The organism is Pseudomonas sp. ASL9 (assembly GCF_056680335.1).
The window spans coordinates 738,954-761,785 of record NZ_CM155277.1 but is presented as its reverse complement, the minus strand read 5'-3'; the positions used below and the strand labels follow the sequence as shown (position 1 = coordinate 761,785).

The window sequence follows — 22,832 nt, the reverse complement described above, 5'->3', positions numbered from 1 at the left end:
AACAGGGAATTTTCCATGCACGGCTATACCTATTACCTACAACTACTTCGGAGCGTGATGCTTGTGTCTTTACTCAGTGCCACTGTCGTTCAGGCCGGCGAAAAGCGTGATCTGATCATCGACACCGATCCGGGAGCTGATGACGTGGTGGCGCTGCTGCTGGCCCTTGCGTCACCTGAAGAGCTGAACGTGCTGGCAATCACGACCGTGGCCGGCAATGTGCGCCTTGATAAAACCTCGCGCAACGCCCGGCTGGCCCGTGAATGGGCAGGGCGTGAAGAAGTGCCGGTATACGCCGGGGCGCCAAAGCCTTTGGTGCGTACCCCGATTTATGCCGAGAGCGTGCACGGCCAAGAGGGTTTGCCGGGTATTGCCGTGCATGAACCCAAGGTGGGCTTGGCCAAGGGTAATGCGGTGGATTATCTGATCGAAACGTTGAGCAAGGCCGCTCCGCACAGCATCACCCTTGCGCTGCTTGGACCGCAGACTAACCTGGCGTTGGCACTGGTGCAGGCGCCAGAAATCACTCAAGGCATCAAAGAAGTCGTTGTCATGGGGGGCGCGCATTTCAACGGCGGCAACATAACCCCCGTGGCCGAGTTCAACATCTACGCCGATCCCCATGCCGCTCAAGTAGTACTGGCCAGTGGCGTCAAACTAACCTACGTTCCGCTGGATGTGACCCATAAAATCCTCACCAGCGAGCAACGGCTCAAGCAGATTGAGGGCTTGAATAATCAGGCGGGCAAGCTGGTCGGTGACATTCTCAATGAGTATGTCAAGGCGGATATGGTGAATTACGGCCTGCCCGGCGGGCCAGTACATGATGCCAGTGTGATCGCTTACCTGCTCAAGCCCGCACTGTTTACCGGCAAGCAGATCAACGTGGTCGTTGATAGTCGCGAAGGTGTCACGTTCGGTCAGACCGTTGCCGATTGGTACGGCACGCTCAAGCAAGACAAGAACGTGTTCTGGATCGAAAACGGCGATGCCCAAGGATTCTTCGACCTGCTGACCGAGCGTTTGGGTCGCTTGAAGTAAATCCCGCCAGTGTCATTCCATCCTGGTGAGGCCGTCGCTTTGCCAGGATTGTTCGCCACAACAGGCGGTGTTCGTGGGCAACCCTACGGCTTCACTTGCTGCTATCGGCAACGGAATGATCATGCGGGTATCTTTCGAAAACCTGGCTGATGAATGCCTGGGCGCCTGCAGTGCCCAATTCCTTGAACAGCAAGTCTATAGCAATGATTGCCAGTTCTTCCGGGCTCCCAGGGCTGTAAGAGCAGTGTCCTTGAGGCCACTTGGCCTTGATGTCAGCATCAATGGATACGGTTGCCATTCCTGTCTCGTCTTGTCCGAAAAAAAAGCCCACGCGCGTTTGATGTCCGCCGTTGAGCGGTTGCGCTGAGCGAGAGTAGTAAACCATTTTGGCCATCATTTGGCACTGCTACTTAGGCATGACACCGCGCTCATGCCAAACTTGCCCGCCATTTCCCGAGGATGCTGACGTGCAAATTGATCTGAACAACCCTATTAGTTTCACCCTTGATGCCGTGCGCCAACTGATCGCGTCGGCCGACGATGATGTCCACAACCAGTTGCGCGTGACCAAAGCGGGTATCGCCTGGATTTCTTCTGCGCACGTGGGCGGCGTTGCCATCGACGGTCTGCTGTTTCGTTTGGAAACCTGGTCGGCAGGCTCGGGTTGCGTCGGTCCTGTAGCCGCCAGCGACAGCGTCTGGGTCATGCAGATATTCAACGCACTTAGCGAGAACTGGGCTAACCCACGCTTTGATTATGTAGATGTGTACTGAAAACGTTTTGACACGATTTGGCTGCGCGCCTGTCAATGGCCTGGGGCAGACTCCTGATGCCCTAGCGCCGGAGCGGGGCGGCAGGTAACCGTTGCAACAAAAGCATCGCACCGTTGTCGCATATGTTCTGGTTAATGTTTATTTAGTGAGGAGGCAGTATATGCCTTGGAAGTTTGCATCATTGGGTTCCGTTGTAGCTGCACTCGTGCTGGCTGGATGCACCAGTACCTCTGAGCCCAAGACGCCTGTAGCTCCGGTGGCCGACGCAGGGTATGGCCGTTGTAACGCGGCCGCGGCAGCATTTGCCATTGGTCAGAAGGCCTCCGCAGCGCTGCTGGAGCAGGCTCGCGTCAAATCGGGCGCACACAATGCGCGCGTTCTCAAACCCAGCGACATGGTGACAATGGAATACCGATCGGATCGCTTGAATTTGAACACAGATGACAGCTTGACCATCACCCGCATCAACTGCGGCTGAGAGCGCCGAGACTTTTGTCTCGCCCATAAAAAACCCCGTCACATGGACGGGGTTTTTTTAGTTCGGGGAAATTACTCCGCGCGAACCTGAGCAGCTTGCATGCCCTTCTGGCCTTTCTCGGCTACGAAGGAAACGGCTTGGCCTTCTTTCAGGCTTTTGAAACCGTCGCTTTCGATAGCTTTAAAGTGTACGAACAGGTCGTCACCGCCACCATTAGGAGTGATAAAGCCGAAGCCTTTTTCATCGTTGAACCATTTTACGGTGCCGGTTTGGCGATTAGACATGGTGTATCTCCAAGAACATAATTTTTCAGTAGTACTGTGCTGCTCAGGCCAACTGGGCACACCGAGCTATCATAGTCGAAATGTTTGGATGTAGAAGTGTTTCGCAAGACTGTTTGCGAAAACAATACACCCCCACCACCCGCCAACGTGCCCGAAGGCCTTGATTTGTCTTGCTTACAGCCATTTTAAGGCGCTCTTAAAAAAATCCATTTTTGCCGTTTGGATTGTGAGAAAAGACCGAAAATCGACCGAGTATTTTGAATTTTGCCCGAGCGTCCGGCTTATTTTTTTGCTCGACAGGACGCATCGATTTCTTTCAGCAGCCTTGCACGCAGGGCGCCGCCTTCTGCAGTCTGGCTGTTCAGATCCTGTGTCTCCGCCGTACTGAATTTTTTCGCGATGACATTCGCGCCGCAGGTGCAGTGCGCCTGGGCAGTGGCCTGATCAACATTTTGACTCGCAGTAGCGACGCACTCGTTCATGTACTGGTCGCGCGCACCGGCGGGCCAAGCGGCTTGGGCGCTCAGGGGTAACAGCAGTGCGATGGGGGCAGCCAGAGTGAGTAAGCGATAGAGACGCATGTTTGAATGCTCCTTGTGATGAGGGGGCTGTGTCACAACTTCCACTCACCATTTGAGGGGCATTGGCTGTCTCAAGTTCACTGAGCCGTTTCATTTGTCCGCGGTAACAGATTTGGCTCAAGTCGAGGCGTCCTTGTCGAACATCTGTGATAGCATGCGGCGCCTGAGCATCAGCGATGCTGTCGAGCAGTTCTCGAACGTTCGCGCCAGTAGCTATTTTATTTTCACTCCAGTCACTCTGGTTCGGTTAAACGGTTGGCCCTAGGGCTCCTGCCACTGTGAGGCAGGCATACCACCGGATCTTGTACTGGCTCATCCCAACCCACGTGACCTTTGGTAGGGGTCACCACTAGGAGAGGAGGCGCCATGCCCACCATTACTCTTCCCGACGGCAGTCAGCGTTCATTCGATCATCCGGTTTCCGTAGCCGATGTCGCACTATCCATTGGTGCGGGCCTGGCCAAAGCCACCGTGGCCGGCAAGGTCAATGGTCAACTGGTCGATGCCAGTGATCTGATCGAAGGCGACGTCAGCCTGCAAATCATCACGCCCAAGGATCAAGAAGGGCTGGAGATCATTCGCCATTCTTGCGCTCACGTGGTCGGTCATGCCGTCAAGCAGCTGTTTCCGACCGCCAAAATGGTCATCGGGCCAGTCATTGACGAAGGCTTTTATTACGATATCGCTTATGAGCGGCCGTTCACGCTCGACGATTTGTCGGCGATCGAACAGCGCATGCAGCAGCTGATCGAAAAAGATTACGACGTCATCAAGAAAGTCACTCCGCGCGCCGAAGTGATCGAAGTGTTCACTGCTCGCCATGAAGACTATAAGCTGCGTCTGGTCGAGGACATGCCCGATCAACAGACCATGGGCCTGTACTACCACGAAGAATACGTCGACATGTGCCGCGGCCCGCACGTGCCCAATACTCGCTTCCTCAAATCGTTCAAGCTGACCAAGCTGTCTGGCGCTTACTGGCGCGGTGATGCGAAGAACGAGCAGTTGCAGCGGATCTACGGCACTGCCTGGGCAGACAAGAAACAATTGGCTGCCTATATCCAGCGGATCGAAGAAGCTGAAAAGCGCGATCATCGCAAGCTTGGCAAGCGTCTGGGGCTGTTCCACACCCAGGAAGAAGCGCCGGGCATGGTATTCTGGCATCCGAATGGCTGGACCCTGTATCAGGTGCTTGAGCAGTACATGCGCAAGGTTCAGCATGAGAACGGGTATCTGGAGATCAAAACTCCACAAGTGGTCGATCGTTCCCTGTGGGAAAAATCCGGTCACTGGGCTAACTATGCCGACAACATGTTCACCACCGAGTCCGAGAACCGCGACTACGCCATCAAGCCGATGAACTGCCCGTGTCACGTGCAGGTGTTCAATCAGGGCCTGAAAAGCTATCGCGAGTTGCCGATGCGTCTGGCGGAGTTCGGTGCCTGTCACCGCAATGAGCCATCAGGTGCATTGCACGGGATCATGCGTGTACGTGCTTTCACTCAGGACGATGCCCACATCTTCTGCACTGAAGAGCAGATGCAGGCTGAGTCCGCCGCGTTCATCAAGCTGACGCTGGCTGTGTACGCTGATTTTGGCTTCAAGGACATCGAGCTCAAGCTGTCGACTCGTCCCGAGAAGCGCGTAGGTTCCGACGAATTGTGGGATCGCGCAGAAAGCGCATTGGCTGCCGCACTCGACAGCGCCGGATTGGCGTATGATCTGCAGCCGGGCGAGGGTGCCTTTTATGGTCCCAAGATTGAATTTTCGCTAAAAGATTGTCTGGGTCGGGTATGGCAATGCGGTACATTGCAACTCGATTTCAACCTGCCGATCCGCTTGGGCGCCGAGTACGTCTCGGAAGATAACAGCCGCAAGCATCCGGTCATGCTGCACCGTGCAATTCTCGGTTCTTTTGAGCGTTTCATCGGTATTTTGATCGAGCATTACGAAGGCGCTTTCCCGGCCTGGTTGGCGCCCACTCAGGCAGTGATCCTCAATATCACTGATAAACAGGCAGATTTTGCCCTTGAAGTGGAAAAAACTCTCTCTCAAAGCGGGTTTCGTGCCAAGTCTGACTTGAGAAATGAAAAGATCGGCTTTAAAATCCGCGAGCATACTTTGCTCAAGGTTCCTTATCTCTTGGTTATCGGAGATCGGGAAGTCGAAATGCAGACTGTCGCTGTGCGTACACGTGAAGGTGCTGACCTAGGCTCGATGCCGGTTGCACAATTCGCTGAATTTCTCGCTCAAGCGGTTTCCCGGCGTGGTCGCCATGATTCGGAGTAATTATTATTAAGCGTGAAATGAGACAAGATAAACGAGCTGCACCGAAGGCCCCGATCAACGAGAATATCTCGGCACGCGAGGTTCGGTTAATTGGCGCTGACGGCGAGCAGATTGGCATCGTCTCGATTGATGAAGCGCTTCGTATTGCTGAAGAAGCCAAACTGGATTTGGTGGAGATTTCTGCCGACGCAATACCGCCTGTTTGCCGCGTGATGGACTACGGCAAATCTATCTTCGAAAAGAAGAAGCAGGTGGCTGCGGCGAAGAAAAACCAGAAGCAAATTCAGGTCAAAGAAATTAAGTTTCGTCCAGGGACGGAGGAAGGGGATTACCAGGTAAAACTGCGCAACCTGGTACGTTTCCTGAGTGATGGGGACAGGGCCAAGGTATCGTTAAGATTCCGTGGTCGTGAGATGGCCCACCAGGAGCTGGGGATGGAACTGTTGAAGCGGGTTGAAGGTGACTTGCTTGAATACGGTTCGGTCGAACAGCATCCTAAGATGGAAGGACGCCAACTGATTATGGTCATCGCCCCGAAAAAGAAGAAGTAACCACCAGGGCACGGCAGGCCTTACGGTTATGTTTATCAACTGAATGCGGAGTACCGAACATGCCAAAGATGAAAACGAAGAGTGGTGCAGCTAAACGGTTTTTGAAAACCGCTAATGGCATCAAGCACAAGCACGCTTTCAAGAGCCACATCCTGACCAAAATGTCCACCAAGCGTAAGCGTCAATTGCGCGGTAGCAGCTTGCTGCATCCGTCGGACGTTAAAAAAGTGAAGCGCATGCTGCGCCTTTGCTAATTTTGGTCAAGAATAGAGGAAATAACTCATGGCTCGTGTAAAGCGTGGCGTAGTTGCCCGTAAACGTCACAAAAAAATTCTGAAACTGGCTAAAGGTTACTACGGCGCGCGTTCACGCGTATTCCGTGTAGCCAAGCAAGCGGTAATCAAGGCAGGCCAGTATGCCTACCGTGACCGTCGTCAGAAAAAACGTCAGTTCCGCGCTTTGTGGATCGCTCGTATCAACGCTGGTGCTCGTATTAACGGTCTGTCCTACAGCCGTTTCATCGCCGGTTTGAAAAAAGCGTCCATTGAGATCGACCGTAAGGTTCTGGCTGATCTGGCAGTGAACGAAAAATCTGCGTTTGCTGCGATTGTCGAGAAAGCTAAAGCCACTTTGGCCTAAGTCCCCGACAATCACCGGGCCCGGTTTCCGGGTTCGGTGTTAAACGTCATAAATAGGGGAAGAGCCTTTTAAGCTCTTCCCCTATTTCGTATCTGGAGTCTGTAAATGGAAAACCTGGATGCGCTGGTCTCTCAAGCACTTGAGGCCGTGCAACACGCTGAAGATATCAATGCCCTGGAGCAAATCCGGGTTCACTTCCTTGGTAAAAAGGGTGAGTTGACTCAGGTGATGAAGACCCTGGGAAATTTGCCTGCTGAAGAGCGTCCACAAGTTGGCGCGCTCATCAACGTCGCCAAGGAGCGTGTCACAGAGGTTCTCAATGCGCGTAAAGCGTCGTTGGAGCAGGCGGAACTGACCGCCAGGCTCGCGGCCGAGTGCATTGACGTGACCCTGCCGGGACGCGGTCAGACCTCGGGTGGGCTGCATCCGATTACCCGAACTCTGGAGCGGATCGAGCAATTCTTCACTCATATTGGCTACGGCATCGCCGAAGGCCCTGAGGTCGAAGACGATCACCACAATTTCGAAGCGCTCAACATCCCCGGCCACCACCCGGCGCGGGCGATGCATGACACGTTCTATTTCAACGCGAACATGCTGCTGCGCACCCACACCTCCCCGGTGCAAGTGCGGACCATGGAAACGCAACAACCGCCCATTCGCATCGTTTGCCCAGGCCGGGTTTATCGTTGTGATTCGGATATCACCCATTCGCCTATGTTCCATCAGGTCGAAGGTCTGTTGATTGATCGCGACATCAACTTCGCGGATCTCAAGGGCACGATCGAAGAGTTCTTGCGAGTGTTTTTCGAAAAGGAACTGGCGGTGCGTTTCCGTCCATCCTTCTTCCCGTTCACCGAGCCTTCGGCTGAGGTCGATATTCAGTGCGTCATGTGCAGCGGCAAAGGTTGCCGTGTGTGCAAGCAAACGGGCTGGCTGGAAGTGCTGGGTTGCGGCATGGTCCACCCGAACGTACTGCGTATGTCCGGCATCGACCCTGAAGAGTTCCAGGGATTTGCATTCGGCATGGGCGTTGAGCGTCTGGCTATGCTGCGTTACGGCGTCAATGATTTGCGTCTGTTCTTCGACAACGACTTGCGGTTCCTCGCGCAATTTCGCTAGGTCGCACGCCCGTAACGAATCTATTTGGAGAGCAGGATGAAATTCAGTGAACAATGGCTGCGTGGCTGGGTAAGCCCGGCAGTTTCCCGCGACGAGCTGGTCGCTCGTCTGTCGATGGCCGGCCTTGAGGTCGATAGCGTCACGCTGGCCGCCGGTGAATTCACTGGCGTGGTAGTAGGCGAGGTGCTGAGCACCGAGCCGCATCCAGACGCCGACAAATTGCGTGTGTGCCAAGTCAGCAATGGCGTAGAGAGTTTCCAGATCGTGTGTGGAGCGCCCAACGTGCGTCCGGGTCTGAAAATTCCGTTCGCCATGATTGGGGCTCAGCTGCCCGGCGATTTCAAGATCAAGAAAGCCAAGCTGCGTGGCGTCGAGTCCAACGGCATGCTGTGTTCCGCTGCCGAGCTGCAAGTGGGCGAGGGCAACGATGGCTTGATGGAACTGCCTGCTGATGCGCCAGTGGGTCAGGATATTCGGGTTTACCTCGAATTGGATGACGCAAGTATTGAAGTCGATCTGACGCCTAATCGCGGCGATTGTCTGTCGGTAGCCGGTCTGGCACGGGAAGTCGGCGCGCTGTACAACGTTGAAGTCAAGCGCCCGCAAGTGGCTGTAGTGCCGGTCGCGCACGACGAAGTACGTCCTATCGAGGTGCTGGCGCCTGCTGCTTGCCCACGTTATCTGGGCCGTGTGGTGCGCAACGTCGATCTGTCCCGCTCGACGCCGCTGTGGATGGTCGAGCGTCTGCGTCGTTCCGATGTGCGCAGCATCGATGCCGCAGTCGATATCACCAACTATGTAATGCTTGAATTAGGTCAGCCGCTGCACGCATTCGATCTGGCCGAAATCAACGGCGGCATTCGTGTGCGGATGGCGGAAGAAGGCGAGAAGCTGGTTCTGCTCGACGGTCAGGAAGTCAGCCTGCGTGCTGACACCTTGGTTATCGCGGACCATCAACGCGCGTTGGCCATTGCCGGCGTCATGGGTGGCGAACACAGCGGCGTCAGCGCTAAAACCCGCGATATTTTTCTGGAAAGTGCGTTTTTCGACACCATTATGGTTGCGGGCAAAGCGCGTTCGTACGGTTTGCACACGGATGCTTCTCACCGCTACGAGCGCGGTGTGGACTGGCAGCTTGCACGCGAAGCCATGGAGCGCGCGACAGGCCTGTTGCTGGAAATAACGGGCGGCGAAGCCGGTCCGATCGTAGAAGCTGTTAGCGAGAAGGATCTGCCTTCGGTTGCTCCGGTCATTCTTCGTGCTGAACGCATCACCCAGATGCTGGGGATGGAAATTGAGACGGCCGAGGTCGAGCGCCTGCTCACCGGCCTGGACCTGAAAATCTCCTCTGAAGCGGCTGGTCAGTGGCGAGTAGAAGTGCCGAGTCATCGCTTCGATATCAGTCTGGAAGTCGACTTGATCGAAGAGCTGGCGCGGCTGTATGGCTACAATCGCCTGCCTGTTCGTTATCCGCAGGCGCGTCTGGCGCCTCAAGCCAAGGCCGAAGCGCAGGGTGATCTGCCTGCGTTGCGTCGCCTGTTGGTTGCCCGTGGTTATCAGGAAGCGATCACCTACAGCTTTATTGATCCTAAATGGTTCGAACTGTTCAATCCGGGCGTAGCGCCATTGCTATTGGCCAACCCGATTTCGGTCGACATGGCCGCTATGCGTTCTTCGCTGTGGCCAGGTCTGGTCAAGGCTCTGCAATACAACCTCAATCGCCAGCAAGATCGCGTGCGCATGTTTGAAAGCGGGCTGCGGTTTGTAGGTCAATTGGAAGGCTTGAAGCAAGAGCCAATGCTCGCTGGCGTCATCTGTGGCAGTCGCCTGCCTGAAGGCTGGGCGCAAGGCCGTGATCCAATTGATTTCTTCGATGTCAAAGCTGACGTCGAAGCGGTGCTCGGTTTCGCCGGTGCGCTGGAAACGTTCAGCTTCACGCCGGGGCAACACCCCGCGCTGCACCCAGGCCAGACTGCCCGCATCGAGCGCGACGGTCGTGAAGTGGGTTATGTCGGCGCACTCCACCCGGAGCTTTCGAAAACGCTGGGTCTGGACCGTCCAGTCTTCGTTTTCGAGCTGGTGCTGGCGGAAGTGGCTCAAGGTCGTTTACCGCAGTTCGTGGAGCTTTCGCGTTTCCCTGAAGTTCGTCGGGACCTAGCGTTAGTGGCTGATCGTGATGTAGCGGCCAGTGCGGTGCTGGAAGTTATTCGTGAAAATGCAGGCGAATGGCTCACAGATCTCAGGCTATTTGACGTGTATCAGGGTAAAGGCATTGATCCGCATAGAAAAAGTCTTGCAGTTGGCTTGACCTGGCAGCATCCATCGCGCACTCTTAATGACGATGAGGTCAATGCTACGACGCATAAAATCCTCACCTCGCTCGAGGAAAGGTTAAACGCCACGTTAAGGAAGTAGCGTATGGGGGCTCTGACGAAAGCTGAGATGGCCGAACGTCTGTATGAAGAGCTGGGCCTGAATAAACGAGAAGCCAAGGAATTGGTTGAGCTTTTCTTTGAGGAAATCAGGCACGCTCTGGAAGATAACGAGCAGGTCAAATTGTCCGGTTTCGGCAATTTCGATCTGCGCGATAAACGCCAGCGGCCTGGTCGAAATCCAAAGACGGGAGAAGAAATCCCGATTACGGCTCGCCGTGTGGTCACTTTTCGTCCTGGGCAGAAGTTGAAGGCCCGAGTTGAGGCTTATGCTGGAACCAAGTCATAACGACGAGCTACCGCCCATTCCAGGCAAACGCTACTTCACCATCGGTGAAGTCAGCGAGCTCTGCGCGGTAAAACCGCACGTTTTGCGTTATTGGGAGCAGGAATTTCCTCAGCTCAACCCCGTCAAGCGACGCGGAAACCGCCGGTATTATCAGCGCCAGGATGTGCTGATGATCCGACAGATCCGCGCTTTGCTCTACGATCAGGGTTTCACCATTGGTGGTGCGCGTTTGCGTATGTCCAGTGATGAGGCGAAGGACGACACCACGCAATACAAGCAAATGATCCGCCAGATGATTTCAGAACTGGAAGAGGTATTGGTCGTGCTGCGTAAGTGAGTCGACTTGATCAGATACTTCCATAATTCAAACGCTTAGGGTATATTTCTAATCGTTTTTCGCAGGTTGCGAAAGCAGATTCACGCCTAGTCGGGGCGTAGCGCAGTCCGGTAGCGCACTAGCATGGGGTGCTAGGGGTCGAGTGTTCGAATCACTCCGTCCCGACCATATTTTTCAATGACTTAGCCCGGTTCGGAAACGACCGGGCTTTGTTGTTTCTGGGATTTGATCATTCTGGTCACCGTTGGGTCACCGTTAGCAAAAAAACTCGTAAAGTGCCATCTGCCACGTCGCGGTGCTGAGTTCGTGATGTGAGTTCACGCCGCTTTTGGCCCTTTTTCGCGCTGCCTTTGGCACCAACCCTTTCTGATATTTCTCTTCCTTGCTCAGCTTTTTCGCATGTCAGATAACCTTGCCAAACTCCCTGTTTCCGGGCGATTACGGCGTTTTTCCTCACCTTCTCCGCGGCGCTAAACCCTGGAAGCTCAGTTCCGATTCTTTGTTCTTAAAGGTCACCATCCCAAATCAGCGAAACAGGCTGTACGTCACGCGGGCCGTGCCTTTGAAGACAAACGGAAGCACCTTTAGGCCGGACTTCCGATTGTGCGCTAGGGAAACGGAACAGAGCGCGGGGAGGGCGCATCTATTCGAATTGATTGCTGACGGGCTGTGGGCCTTCTGAAGACCCTTTGATCACAAGGCCCAGGGGCCGATTTGGAATCAAACAATCGCGTCCGAGAGCCTGCCTCATACCTCCAAATTCGACGTTTTTGGGCCCAAACCGCAGTGCCAAACAGACCGCAAATTCACCCGACTTCTTGCTGTTTTGGTGACAAACCATTTTGCAGGTAGTTGGCACCGATTGAGTGCCGCTGAACCCTCGAAAGATCCGTCGGCCGCGGCTTCTAGCGGTCAGCTCGGAATCTCTTGCAAGGTCCTGGTCGGTGCCAAATCCGCTGCTAACTCACACGTGAAAGCTGATTACTTCAGGCTGTATGAGTTGTGCTCCGTACCTAATGACGCACTTACACTTGGGTGGCATAGTTTGTGTAGGCCCAGTTGGCTATGGCCGTCTGTCATCCATACTCACTGCGCACTTAAAGCCCTGACAAGGATGCATCATGCAGCTGACCCAAGCCCCAGCGCCCGGTGCGCGTGCACTGATCCGCGATGAAGAGTGGATCATCCAGTCACGAATGTCTGTCACCGTAAAAAGTTATACAGTCCACTGAGTATATGAACCTGTCGAGCGCACCCGATAGCCATCCTCCAACTGCTCCAGCATAATGTCCGGACTCAACGGAGTCTCGTGAATCAAGTGTGCTTGGCGCTTGCTCAGCAACTGGCTCAGGCTATGTTAAAACACGTTGGATGCGTTGAAGGCTGGGATTATTTTGGTTACGCGTCTGCGATATGTGAGGCGAGTAGCAGGTACTGGCCTAGGCGTTAACTCTGGACTCAAACCAAGACGTTCGCCGAGCGCTGCTGCAACAGCTCACGCCCATGTGGTGGCGGGTTGTTGAGCGAATTCATAACCTGCCGTGCGGATAGGCAGGTATTGTGCAGTTGGCGCTGCTGAAAGAGCCATCCAGGCTCATCTACTCCCAAGTCCCAAGAGAGCGTCGTTGTGTGGACGATCTCTCTGTTTCAGCAGCTAGCGCAGGTAGGGGCTACGAGGTCGCTGCGAGCTCTCCTCAATCATGAGCGTCACCATTCGGCGTTTAGGTTGTAATTCAGAGCTTTGCCAATAGCTGAACCATCGTGTACGAGCTGACGCTGGGAGATCAAGCGATTATCTGGACATTTGACCGCTACAGGCCTCTCAGGTCAAAGTTCGAGTTTTCTGAGCATTCGATTACTTTTTGAAGGTAGGTTTTCAGGCGGCTGTTTTTTTCGTAGAGAATTCGGGCGTATTCGTTTTGCCCGATATGGTCGGTAAAACCAGCGTAGTTCTCGCCAGGCTTTTCTAGTTTTTTATAATCGATGTGGGATCGACCGACATGCATCGCGTTGATTAGCTGCCGTTGAACGTCCTCAGAGTATTTCGCCAGGATTGACTCGGCCTGTTGTTCGCTTACTGGGGAGGCATAGATGAAATCGTCTATTGCGTGGTACACATTGTTTGTCATTTTAGGGTTCCGTTCATGGCTGGGGGTATTGAATGCCTGCCACCAGCGCCGTCCAAGAGGACTGAGGGCATGATAGTAATTGACCGATTCTGACCAATCAATCGCATTCATCTACCATCCGGCGACCTACCTATTCCATGAACATCCAGCCACCCTTTAGGCAGGTACCTGCAACTACATCAGCGAGGGGCTATGAGCTCGTTTACCCATCCCCATTGTAACCAGTAACAGGATCAGCACCAGACGCTGAGCTGAGGTCAGCCCATTGGCAGATCGAACCGTAAATAAATACCCAGTCCACTGAGTTTATGAACTCACTCAGTGGATCATCCCCATGGCACATCAGCCCAAGCGTCACCCCGGCAACAGCAATCTCCACCTGCACTACGAGAGCACCTTTCGAGGGCTACCCGTGCTGACGTCCCATACCCCCTTCATTACCAAATACCTTGAAGGCGTATATGAAACCACTCACTTAGCGCTCACTGTAGGGTGTTCGCGCTACGTTTCGACCTACATTTCCCAGATGACGACTCAGTACCTGAATCAGATAGCACCGTCATCTCCAGGTTTGTTGATTCCTTGACCTTCAGAATTCAATCAGCACGGGAGCGCTCTGTGCGCCTGAATGGCACTGCTCATCAGGCAGAGGTGCGATGGTGCTGGGTCAGAGAGATTGGGCTGCAGGGTCGACCGCATTACCACTTCGTCTTGCTGCTCAACCGGGATGCGTACCACACCGTGGGACGCTATGACTCGGCACAACAGAATACATACAGTCGCATTCATGCTGCATGGGCCGGTGCATTGAGGATTCCTGTCGATGATGCCAATGGCTTGGTGCATATCCCTGCCAACGCTGAATACCACCTTTCTCAGGATGATCCATCGGAGATGGAACGGTACTTCCGTCGCGTGAGCTACCTCTGCAAGGCTGCGACTAAGGTGTACGGCAGTCGATGCCGGGCATTTGGTTGCAGCAGAGGGTAAATCAGACCTCTGGCTTTATGATAAGCAGAGGCGCCGCCCTTACCGACATGCCCGGCTTGGCCGAGCAGTACATTCGTTTGTGAATGGTCGCTGGTAGGTCGGGCGATACGGTCGTTTCAAGCAGATCGTATCCGTCCACGGTGCAGTAGAGGCAGAATTTTGAGCCAGGAGGACTCAGCAGATAGCAGGCTTTGCACTCGGCGGCTTTACCTTCCCAGTTTCGCAATGCTTTGAACATGGTGGCAGCAATGAGCTGCGTTCGGTCTTGGACTGTAAAGTCCGATTCGATAGCTGGTCGTTTAGCAGCCAATTCAATTTGCATGGCGCGGTGTGCTTTCAAGGACAAACCGCGCTCGGTTTTTTCTTCCGCGAGCGCAAGCTGATGAGCATTTTTTGCAGCTTCTCGCTCCGCCTCTTCATCCAACCACTTGGCGTTTAGCTCAGTCGCGTGCAGTTGGAGCTTCTGCTCTGTGCTTGCCAATAGCCTTTCGCCACGGATACATCTGATCCAGGAGCGGGTCGACGGATCCTGCAGTACGGCATACGCGAAGCGGTCTGGGTCATTGATCTGCTCCAGCGTCAGGCTATACAGGTCAACTTCCATGCTGGAGTGCTCCAGAGCCGCTAGCTGACGGTACCGCTCATGCTCCATTCTGGAGGACAGCTTGATTCGTACAATCAGCTGGCGGCCCGACCTATGCAGGATTACATGGCCTCTTAATCCGTCCAGATCAACAAATCGCTCCACTGAATCTGCAGTAGCGATTACTGGCGTCAGTCCGACGCTTTTTTTCAGCAACTGGCCGCTTGCAATGGAAACACTGACCGTGTCGAGGAAGGTCGGGAGCATGAGCTGCTTGTGCTGCACGATTAGTGCGACTGCAGCTCGTCTTACTCCTTCACGGAAACCATCGATACAGTCATTCGATTGCGCATGACGGAAATGGGGAATGACTTTTTCACCATTATTGGCTGCATTTAGCGGCTGATGACAACCTGGGCAAATGCAGCCGCAACGAAGTCCATTTTCGGCCTCATATGCCCGAATCAGGACACCGTCACGCTCGCCAAATGGAATTTTGCTCTCGCGCATCGTCCATGTCCCACGTTTCTATCGATCGCGCGGATCATACCCGGTAATCGCAGGCCGCTCTCGACCCAGGCCGTTTGAAAACTCAAAGAAAAAATTAGAGTCTGCGCTTCTATTTGGAATCTCAAATTTATTGGCAGGTTCCACAGACCTTAATTTCACGTAGATGCGCGATTTCTCGACTGCTCTTCACGGTATCAATTGGTCCTAGGGTTTTCACACAGCTTGGGCCCAGAGCGGAAGTAGGCAATCAGCGAAGGGGGCACTACACTGCTGGCACTGACTCAGCTTCGAGACACCGCACCGACATTCTATCGAGTCATCCGATTAGTGCGCGGACATTGCACTCATACGGGTTTCGAGTCGGACGGCTCGGTACTTGCTAACGTCGTCAGATATCCAAAAATGTGGCTTATTTCAGTGTAGGCGCCAACATAAAAATGCGGAAAAGTACTCATAAGGAATTGATGGCTCCTACACTAGATGACCTGCTCAACGACGGTCGATTGACACGGTTGTTCTCGAAGGATGTCCGTCACTGCGCGTTGCAGCTGTGGATTTTGCAGATCAAGTCCGAACAATCGACTGAAAATCGTTTGGTTTACGGTCGTTTGCTTCCCTACAGCCATTCCAGCGACCGCTGGTCCTCCAGCGACGACGATAATTTCCAGCGCTTCGGGGAAGTCCAAGCTCAGGTTATCCCGCTCAAACTGTACGTCAAGAGCGATCAGTGCGCTGCGCTTCTAAGGCAATTGAGCGCCGGCCGAACCATCTTGGCAATTAGCGAAGAACTAAAGCTCGGCCTTTCAAAGGATTTGAAAGCACGGTTCGGCGCGACCGCGCTCAACGCCGATGAACTGGTCTATCGCCCCGTCGCCTATCTGATTAACCGCGATGCGCATGATAGGAGCTGCCCGTCCAGCCCACATGGCGGAGCTGGCGCCTTCAGCGCGTCGATTACTCAGACTAACAAGGGTGCTCTATTCCGCTTAGGTCTGGACTACGACGTCAACTTGACCGAATCGGTTATTAGGCACCTCAAGGCGGATACGGGTCTGGACTTCGGCGGAACTGATACCACCAGGTTCGGCGACCTTGAATTGCTGGTCTTCCCTGCGATGGACGATCTAGAGCGGCGCTTACTGAACGTGAGCTGGACCGATGCCCCGCTCGCCCTAGTCGCAAGATTTAACCCGATGCAGGTGCCGCATTTTAGCGTCTTCCAGTTCCGCCTGAGCATTGAGAATGACGGCCATATCGTTTATTCGAGCATCGGTACAGCGGAATGCAATGAGAGTGGGGAGTTTGAATTCAAGTTCGGGCTGAACGACCAGATCCACTCGATAACCGACAGTACAGATCTGGAGATTTTCGGCTTTCATGGCGACCAAGCCCGAGAGGGCACACTGTGTTGTCGGTGGCGGGTTGGATACGTTCGGGAGGTTCATATTCAGGGGAATGTCGTGGGCCACAGTGCCAGCCCGGTTAAGTTCGACTGGCTGGAGAAAGCCACTCGGCCGTCCGTGGCGGCGCGGGTTAAGTCAGCCCTGACAATCAATTCAGGCAATCGGGGATTCACCAACCGCATCGGTGGGCGTGATATGGACCCTTGGGTCCCTGCCAATCGCGATCTGCAATCCCTTCTTGCGCGGCTCCATCCTCCGAAGTCTGAGGGGAGGTTCTTCCTGCGCTGGAATGAGGGCGATGGGGAGGGCCGCCTGCAATTCGTGGAATGGTTCAGGGCGCTGTTGGCTAAGCATCAAAACCACCAGATGATCATTTTCGACCCCTATTTTGACGCCTCCGGATTGGGTCTGATAGTAATCTGCGCGGCACCGGAAGCTGACTACATTGTATTCACGTCCCTGCCCAAACCACACAACAAAGACAAACCCATGCGACGCAAGTCCGACAACCCCACTACGGACAGGGTTAACAACCTGGTGGCGAGCTGTGAGCGCAACCATCACCTGCTGCAACGCAAAAAGCTACGTATCTACGGCCTGAAGGAGGGCCGGTTACATGACCGCTGCATTCTAATTATGGCACCGGACGGACTACCGGTTGCAGGTTTCAACCTGTCCAACTCACTTCAGAAAGCTTCGGAGAACTACCCCCTTTTAGTCACTCCAATTCCTGCGGACACCTTGCTAAATGTGGAGCAATTCTCTTCAGGGCTGGTACAGGAGGCGGAGGCGGCGCAGCCCGAAGGCGGGGACAAAAATCCCTCCATGCGCCTTCTTTTCGATTCTATGGTGTCGTCGACTTCGACACTGCCCCGCCGCTATGAGCCTCTCCGGTTTCTCGAGAAAGCCCTTTCCGGCGACGTGCTGAGCGTTTGGAGTGGCAAGTTATCGCTTCAAGGCTTGAGCGGGGATCCATTGAAGCAGGAAATGGCTGCGACAGGCCTGCTCAAGGATGACTCGCTCGCTTTGCCTGAGACGACAGGCTTGCGCAATTGCCTGAGCCAGCAGGCCGGCGACTTCACGGACTTCGCTACGACTTGGGAAGTGCTCGGCGAAGTACTCGCGCATTCAAGCACAACAGATAGCTACTTTCGCGAGGTCAAATCCGAACTTGGCTTTATGGCGTTTTTGGCACGATTCCTCGAGGCATCATTCAAACGCACACATGACGAGGTGAATAAGGAGTTAGCTGTTATGGACACCCAGTTGTTTCAGAAATCGGTCGATAACTTTCTGCATAGCTCCTATCACCCGCATCACTTGTTCCACGCGACAAAATACACAGCCCTGACCTGGGCGGAGTACTACACCGTCAAATTTTTATGGGCGTATACCCCTGGAACTCTGGTGGCGATGGCCGAAACCCAAATGGCGAGCGTGCCAATGGAGCCTGAAGGTCACGATGCAGTGCGACTTTCCCTTTTGAGCCAGATTGCCAGCGAGATTTCACTGTCAATGGAGTTTGATACCAGCGAAGTGCAACGTGACAGCCTCATTCGCAGCAGCAATGGTCTGTTGCAATGGATAGGGCTGAACGTTATCGAGCGGCAGTTAGAAAAGCCGGGAGGGCTCGCCGCCGTGCTTCAGTTGGTGGCTGACTTCTCTTACCTTAGACAGGTCCGGGTCTTAGGCTGGATGGTTCATCGTGCCTCAGGGATACCGAAGACTGCTGATATCTACACCGGCCTAGTAGCGGCACTCCATAGTGTGCTGCCGGCGAAAATCTCCGCTGAAGACCTGATACACCTGGTCGACTCAATGCGTGGGCATATGCGGCAACTGGCGTGGGCCGGGCCGTGGCTCTTCCAGGATGTTGTCTTCCCGTTGTTGCAAAATGACCGCGCCAATACCGACGATGCATGCGAAATATGGGTTCGGGAGCTAGCGGCTTCGTTGAGGGCTGAACAGGGTCACCAATTACTGATGTTTAACCGAGCGCGCGAAGGCCAGACGACCAACATAACCGCGTTCCTCTTTGCATATAGCAGTCCCGAGCGCCAGCAGGCCAGCCTGAAGTCTATGAAAGCGATCCTGGGGCGACAGCAAAGGGTTGTGCAACAACCTCTCGCCAGCACCTCTGACTGGACACGATGGGACGATGCTCTACAGATCTCGATGTGGATTTTGACTTTTACTCGATGGAGTCAGTACTACCTGCACGGGCTCAGCATGGCAGACGATGAGCTGCAGGAGCTGTCGCAGGGCGCCCGTGAGCTTGCAATGGTCAGGCCTATGGACGAGTGGCGGTCGGAGGGCGCCGGCAAGCAGACCGAACTCGCCGCGTTCCTTGATCAAGTGGAGGAACTCCTGGCCTCGATCGACGAGTCGGAAAGTGAACGTCAATAGTTGGTTCAGCGGTGCCCTCAGATCAATCAGGGTTTGTCGCGGTAGCGCCGCCATGTTGAGCTGATAGCGGAACTCGGGGTTCCCTCAATCTTCCACAGGTCCCAATGGCCGCACCGAGCAAGTGAGTTAATTCCATGCGCTTTATCCCGAATGGTCCGTCGCTACCTGATGAGCTCCTAATTGCGAGAGATGCGGGAGACGTGTTGTTTTTCTGCGGCGCTGGTGTTTCACGTGCCGAAGCGCATTTGCCGGACTTTGCGACTCTTGCTGAAAAGGTGCTCGACCTGCTCGGGTCAGCGCTCGACAGCCCAGCGCGTCGGTTATTCGACGCCGGACGAAGGTTTGAGAAAGAGAGCGGTCTCACTGGCTTGGTCGCGACCGACCGAATCTTCGGGATGCTAGAGCGGGAATTCGAGCCTACAGATGTACGAGAGGCGGTAGCGATCGCACTCAAGCCGGAGCCAGGCTGTGGCCTCGCCGCACATCGGACGTTGCTCGACCTATCGCGAACTCGCGCTGGAGTGGCACGGCTCGTCACGACCAACTTCGATCTTCTATTCGAGGAGTGTGAGCCGGGGATCATCTCGTCCAACCCACCTCGACTGCCAGACCCACGCCGCGACATCGACTTTCGCGGCATTATTCATCTCCATGGCCGAGTCGATACAGATTATCGCCGGGCTTGCGATGACGAGTTTGTGCTGTCGAGCGCAGATTTTTGCCATGCTTATCTGTCGGATGGCTGGGCGACCCGTTATATCCAAGCGCTTCTGCGGCGCTTTCGGATTGTGTTCGTCGGTTATTCAGCCGACGATCCGCCGGTCCAGTATCTGCTGGAGGCCCTCAATCGCTTTGAAAAGCCAGGCCATAAGCTTTATGCATTCCAATCAGGTAATGCGACGGAGGCGATAGCTCAGTGGGCGCATAAAGGAGTTGAGCCGATCGCATATGACAGCGCAAATGGCCACGCTGCGCTGTGGAAGACGTTGTCTGCCTGGGCCGAGCGCGCTCGCGACGTCGACGGCTGGCACGACCGGCTAATCATGAGCGCGTCCAAGGGGCCGATGTTGATGCCTCCACATGAGCGCGGCATGATTGCACATCTTGCTTCGACCATAACCGGCGCCCGACTGCTGGCCGGTACTCATGACCCACTGCCCGCTGACTGGCTGAGCGTCTTTGATCGCAATGCCCGGTACGCACAAGCCGACAAGGTAAATAGTTATGACCAGACGAGCTATCGTTTCGACCCGTTCGAGGCGTTTGGTCTAGACAGCGATACGCCTCCAACCCCAATTGATCCCGATCAGCTTTTTACGAAGCGTGCGGTGCCAGAAAATGCTTGGGACGGCATCGCCTCACTGCCATCTGATCGTACAGATCTCTCGCCTGAGGAAGTCGCGCAATTGCGCGGAGTTCGCGCAGATGTTGCGGTAAGTCTCCCTCCGCGCCTTTGGCACATCGGCATATGGATCGTTAGAGTTGCGCATCAACCGGCAGCCCTATGGTGGGCGGCTAATCAAGCGCGGTTCCATCCGTCCATCCAGCAACGTATCGAATGGTCGCTGCGCCACGACGCAAGTCTTTATCCCCCGGCTGTGCGCGATGGTTGGCGCATCCTACTCGCGTGCTGGCAACAGAAAGTGTTTGATCCAGACCAATGCCGATATGATATTGAGGCCAGAGCGGAGCGTGAAGGTTGGTCACCCTCGCTCGTTCGAGAAGCTGTCGCCCTTTATCAACCGATGCTGACCGTTAAATCACGCTTTGGCGCCATGGCGCCCGAGGCGAATCCGGCACTTGAACTCAAAGCCATTATTCGGGCTGATGTGGAATATCCGCGACCGCATCAGACTCTTGATATTCCGCCAGACTTGCTCGGCTACGCTGTCACCCTGTTCCGCGAGAAGCTTGGATATGCCGTCCAGCTTGAGCGCGAGGTCAATGGTCACGACGATCTGTACTTTGACACGACGCGGCCAGATGATGGCGATGCCCTGGATGAGGATAGTTACGGACTGACCGGCCACCTCGCTATTTTTACTAAAATGGTGGCGCGACTGACAGTGGAGGACCGCACAGCTGCGCGTAAAGAAGCCGCTCAGTGGTCTGGAATAAACGATCCGCTCTTTACCCGTTTACGTATTTGGGCTGCGGGACGCAACGACCTGACGACACCCGAGGAAGCTGGCCAGATATTTTTGGATCTTAACGAGGATACATTTTGGAAATCCAAGCAGAAACGGGATTTGCTGTTTTCCCTACGCGATAGGTGGTCCGAAATGCCCCCGTCGACGATCGCGGAGATTGAGTCACGCCTTCGCGATGGGAAAATCTCATGGGCAACGCAGCACGAAAATAGCGACGAACTTATCGCTCATTACAGACTCGACCGGCTCCATTGGCTCTCAACTCAGGGAGTCACTTTTTCCTTCGATTTTGATGCCGAAGTCTTGGCTCTGCGGGCTCTCGCTTCTGAGTGGACGGAACGTGCTGGCGCGAACACGGCCCAGCCCAATGTTTCGAAGATTCGGGGCATTGATATCGATACGAGTGCCACTCCCGTTGAGCAGTTGCCTATTAGTGAAGTCCTTGAAAAAGCAAAGGCTCTGGGGCATTACGATTTCGATTCACACATTCAGCGACAACCTTTTCGTGGCTTTGCCGAGAGGAGACCAGTACGTGCACTTAGCGTTCTGACCGACGCTGCGCGAAAGAGCACGTTCGAACCATGGGCGTGGAGCGCACTACTTTCTTCGGTAAGTAAGGTAACGACGTCGCCCCGCATGCTTTCGACTATAGGGCAGCGGCTGGCGCGTCTGCCGGCTGATAATCTGGCGGAGATACTCCATCCGGTCTCGGCATGGCTGAGCGACCAGCACGGGCGATTACTCGCCGATTTCCCGGTAATTTTCGATCTGGTCTGGGAAGCCATGGTTGCAGCACTGGTGACGGATCCTTCGGCGAAGCGGTATCCAAGACCTGATCGAGCGTGGGTCGATGAGGGTTTGAATAGTCCTGTTGGACGAATGGTGGATGCGCTGCTAAAGGATCCCGCCAAGACGAAGTTTGAGCCTTGCTCAGGCATGCCGGAGGCCTGGAAACGCCGACTCGACAGCCTGCTTGAACTGCCGGGCGATCATCGACCACACGCCATCGCTATGATCACACCGCAACTTAACTGGCTATTTCACATCGATCCTAATTGGGTCCACGACCAACTGCTGCCGCTTGCCAGCGGTAGAGGAAACGACAGTAACGCTTTCTGGGCGGGTTATTTCTGGCGCGCGCACACGCCACAACACTCTCTCTATCTGCTGCTGAAGCCTGGGTTTATTGCGCTCGCTAGCCAGTCAGGTCAGCGTCGGGACGAGGCAAGAATTCTGGTTGGCATGTTGTTGGCCGGCTGGGGCGGTACTGAGGACGCAATCGACGCCGAACGCCTGATCTCAGACATTGAATTGCGCGATATTCTTATTCATGCCGAGGATGACCTGCGAGTGCAGATGCTCTGGCATCTCGAACGCTGGACCCTCGAATCGGGAAGCCGGTGGGGGGATCTCCTAGTACCGTTTCTTACACGAGTGTGGCCACGCCAACGTGATGTCCGTACGGCATTGATATCGGGGCGCCTTGCTGAGCTCGCTTTGGCATTACCTGACCGATTTCCTGAGATCGTGGAGATTATCCTTCCACGGCTGGTTCCCATAAAGGGCGCCTCGCTACGGTTCGCTCCGTTTATCGATCCTGAGTCGAGTATTGCCAAACAGCATCCGCAGGCACTCCTCAACCTACTCGGGGCCATTCTCACCGAGGAATCGGCCGATTGGCCGTACGGCGCCGAAAAACTCTTGAGCCAGCTTGTAGTGCAGCCGGAGACCCGAGACGAGCCAAGACTGGCAGAACTGCTTCGGGGGCAGCGCTAGCGTCAGATAAGTGGATGTTCAAAATGCCAGTCACCAAAAAGGATCTTTGGCTAAGGTGTGTTGGACAGA

General features: G+C 54.7%; 20 protein-coding genes and 1 tRNA gene. 16 read left to right on the top strand and 5 right to left on the bottom strand.

What is annotated here, in order from left to right; all coding sequences use genetic code 11:
• Window positions 1-15: 15 nt before the first annotated feature.
• Window positions 16-1,041: a nucleoside hydrolase gene (locus AC1ME2_RS03485; protein ID WP_480439347.1), complete on the top strand. Its 1,026-nt coding sequence runs from the start codon at window positions 16-18 to the stop codon at window positions 1,039-1,041.
• A 91-nt stretch (window positions 1,042-1,132) separates the two neighbouring features.
• Here AC1ME2_RS03485 and AC1ME2_RS03480 read toward each other — a convergent pair whose 3' ends face one another.
• Window positions 1,133-1,339: a hypothetical protein gene (locus AC1ME2_RS03480; RefSeq protein ID WP_480439346.1), complete on the bottom strand. Its 207-nt coding sequence runs from the start codon at window positions 1,337-1,339 to the stop codon at window positions 1,133-1,135.
• A 169-nt stretch (window positions 1,340-1,508) separates the two neighbouring features.
• On the opposite strand from AC1ME2_RS03480, the gene AC1ME2_RS03475 reads away from it, so the two are divergent.
• Together AC1ME2_RS03475 and AC1ME2_RS03470 are read left to right on the top strand one after the other, a co-directional pair.
• Window positions 1,509-1,814 (top strand): hypothetical protein, encoded by a 306-nt coding sequence (locus AC1ME2_RS03475; RefSeq protein WP_480439345.1) that lies wholly within the window; start codon window positions 1,509-1,511, stop codon window positions 1,812-1,814.
• 160 nt (window positions 1,815-1,974) lie between these two features.
• Window positions 1,975-2,292, top strand: coding sequence for an I78 family peptidase inhibitor (locus AC1ME2_RS03470; protein WP_480439344.1), 318 nt, complete (start codon window positions 1,975-1,977; stop codon window positions 2,290-2,292).
• A gap of 71 nt (window positions 2,293-2,363) precedes the next feature.
• Here AC1ME2_RS03470 and AC1ME2_RS03465 read toward each other — a convergent pair whose 3' ends face one another.
• Together AC1ME2_RS03465 and AC1ME2_RS03460 are read right to left on the bottom strand one after the other, a co-directional pair.
• Window positions 2,364-2,576 carry a cold-shock protein gene (locus tag AC1ME2_RS03465; RefSeq protein ID WP_219061990.1) on the bottom strand — a complete coding sequence of 71 codons (213 nt, stop codon included), beginning with the start codon at window positions 2,574-2,576 and terminating at the stop codon, window positions 2,364-2,366.
• Between the two features lie 281 nt (window positions 2,577-2,857).
• Window positions 2,858-3,157: a hypothetical protein gene (locus AC1ME2_RS03460; protein ID WP_480439343.1), complete on the bottom strand. Its 300-nt coding sequence runs from the start codon at window positions 3,155-3,157 to the stop codon at window positions 2,858-2,860.
• 366 nt (window positions 3,158-3,523) lie between these two features.
• Between AC1ME2_RS03460 and thrS the strand changes: the two genes are divergently transcribed.
• The 9 genes from thrS to AC1ME2_RS03415 all read left to right on the top strand — a co-directional run bounded on the left by thrS (window position 3,524) and on the right by AC1ME2_RS03415 (window position 10,984).
• Window positions 3,524-5,446, top strand: coding sequence for a threonine--tRNA ligase (gene thrS / locus AC1ME2_RS03455; protein ID WP_480439340.1), 1,923 nt, complete (start codon window positions 3,524-3,526; stop codon window positions 5,444-5,446).
• Window positions 5,446-5,997: a translation initiation factor IF-3 gene (infC, locus tag AC1ME2_RS03450; protein ID WP_480441972.1), complete on the top strand. Its 552-nt coding sequence runs from the start codon at window positions 5,446-5,448 to the stop codon at window positions 5,995-5,997. The genes thrS and infC overlap by 1 nt, the downstream gene beginning before the upstream one ends.
• A gap of 59 nt (window positions 5,998-6,056) precedes the next feature.
• Window positions 6,057-6,251 (top strand): 50S ribosomal protein L35, encoded by a 195-nt coding sequence (gene rpmI, locus AC1ME2_RS03445; protein WP_480439338.1) that lies wholly within the window; start codon window positions 6,057-6,059, stop codon window positions 6,249-6,251.
• A 28-nt stretch (window positions 6,252-6,279) separates the two neighbouring features.
• A complete protein-coding gene (rplT, locus tag AC1ME2_RS03440) occupies window positions 6,280-6,636 on the top strand; it encodes a 50S ribosomal protein L20 (RefSeq protein ID WP_480439336.1) in 357 nt (118 codons plus the stop codon).
• Between the two features lie 105 nt (window positions 6,637-6,741).
• Window positions 6,742-7,758, top strand: coding sequence for a phenylalanine--tRNA ligase subunit alpha (gene pheS, locus AC1ME2_RS03435; protein WP_219061986.1), 1,017 nt, complete (start codon window positions 6,742-6,744; stop codon window positions 7,756-7,758).
• Between the two features lie 36 nt (window positions 7,759-7,794).
• Window positions 7,795-10,173, top strand: a complete 2,379-nt coding sequence (pheT, locus tag AC1ME2_RS03430; RefSeq protein ID WP_480439335.1) for a phenylalanine--tRNA ligase subunit beta — start codon at window positions 7,795-7,797, stop codon at window positions 10,171-10,173.
• A gap of 3 nt (window positions 10,174-10,176) precedes the next feature.
• Window positions 10,177-10,479 carry an integration host factor subunit alpha gene (ihfA, locus tag AC1ME2_RS03425; protein ID WP_002553164.1) on the top strand — a complete coding sequence of 101 codons (303 nt, stop codon included), beginning with the start codon at window positions 10,177-10,179 and terminating at the stop codon, window positions 10,477-10,479.
• Window positions 10,460-10,816 (top strand): MerR family transcriptional regulator, encoded by a 357-nt coding sequence (locus tag AC1ME2_RS03420; RefSeq protein ID WP_480439333.1) that lies wholly within the window; start codon window positions 10,460-10,462, stop codon window positions 10,814-10,816. The genes ihfA and AC1ME2_RS03420 overlap by 20 nt, the downstream gene beginning before the upstream one ends.
• Before the next feature lie 91 nt (window positions 10,817-10,907).
• Window positions 10,908-10,984 (top strand) — tRNA-Pro (locus AC1ME2_RS03415).
• A 1,643-nt stretch (window positions 10,985-12,627) separates the two neighbouring features.
• On the opposite strand, the gene AC1ME2_RS03410 is transcribed toward AC1ME2_RS03415, so the two are convergent.
• A complete protein-coding gene (locus tag AC1ME2_RS03410) occupies window positions 12,628-13,056 on the bottom strand; it encodes a hypothetical protein (protein ID WP_480439331.1) in 429 nt (142 codons plus the stop codon).
• 223 nt (window positions 13,057-13,279) lie between these two features.
• Between AC1ME2_RS03410 and AC1ME2_RS03405 the strand changes: the two genes are divergently transcribed.
• Window positions 13,280-13,531 (top strand): hypothetical protein, encoded by a 252-nt coding sequence (locus AC1ME2_RS03405; RefSeq protein ID WP_480442419.1) that lies wholly within the window; start codon window positions 13,280-13,282, stop codon window positions 13,529-13,531.
• Window positions 13,438-13,935, top strand: coding sequence for an inovirus Gp2 family protein (locus tag AC1ME2_RS03400; RefSeq protein ID WP_480439329.1), 498 nt, complete (start codon window positions 13,438-13,440; stop codon window positions 13,933-13,935). Before AC1ME2_RS03405 ends, AC1ME2_RS03400 begins: the two co-directional genes overlap by 94 nt.
• A gap of 1 nt (window position 13,936) precedes the next feature.
• Here the strand turns inward: AC1ME2_RS03400 and AC1ME2_RS03395 are convergent, their stop codons facing one another.
• Window positions 13,937-15,028, bottom strand: coding sequence for a competence protein CoiA family protein (locus tag AC1ME2_RS03395; RefSeq protein ID WP_480439328.1), 1,092 nt, complete (start codon window positions 15,026-15,028; stop codon window positions 13,937-13,939).
• A gap of 464 nt (window positions 15,029-15,492) precedes the next feature.
• On the opposite strand from AC1ME2_RS03395, the gene AC1ME2_RS03390 reads away from it, so the two are divergent.
• Window positions 15,493-18,837 carry a VPA1262 family protein gene (locus tag AC1ME2_RS03390; RefSeq protein ID WP_480439326.1) on the top strand — a complete coding sequence of 1,115 codons (3,345 nt, stop codon included), beginning with the start codon at window positions 15,493-15,495 and terminating at the stop codon, window positions 18,835-18,837.
• A gap of 134 nt (window positions 18,838-18,971) precedes the next feature.
• Window positions 18,972-22,763, top strand: a complete 3,792-nt coding sequence (locus tag AC1ME2_RS03385) for an SIR2 family protein (RefSeq protein ID WP_480439325.1) — start codon at window positions 18,972-18,974, stop codon at window positions 22,761-22,763.
• The last annotated feature ends 69 nt before the right edge of the window (window positions 22,764-22,832 follow it).